Origin of the sequence: Shewanella sp. T24-MNA-CIBAN-0130 (assembly GCF_040310185.1) — a bacterium.
GTDB lineage: Bacteria > Pseudomonadota > Gammaproteobacteria > Enterobacterales > Shewanellaceae > Shewanella > Shewanella psychromarinicola.
In genome coordinates this window covers 1-286 of sequence record NZ_JBEOPP010000239.1, presented here as the reverse complement: position 1 = coordinate 286, position 286 = coordinate 1, and the positions used below count along the sequence as shown (strand labels likewise).

Sequence of the window (286 nt, the reverse complement as noted above, 5' to 3'; positions counted from 1 at the left end):
CTCCTGAGCAGTGGTTAGAAGTGGATAAAATTTCATCTACGCTGACCACCTCAAACAGCATTCGTTTAACCACGCGTCAAACGTTTCAATACCACGGCATTCCTAAGCGTAATCTAAAAACCTTGATCCAAGGTCTTGATCGCGCCGCCCTTGATTCTATTGCCGCTTGTGGTGACGTAAACCGTAACGTGATGTGTAATCCAAACCCGGTTGAATCTAAGTTACATGCGCAGGCTTATGCGGTTGCAAAGCATTTATCTGATCATCTATTACCACACACTCGCGC

The 286-nt window shown here is 45.8% G+C and carries 1 protein-coding gene; it reads left to right on the top strand.

Translation table 11 applies throughout. The features are described from left to right. Positions 1 to 286: ferredoxin-like domain-containing protein (locus tag AAEZ02_RS22215; protein ID WP_502959608.1), on the top strand; the 286-nt coding region annotated here is incomplete at both ends.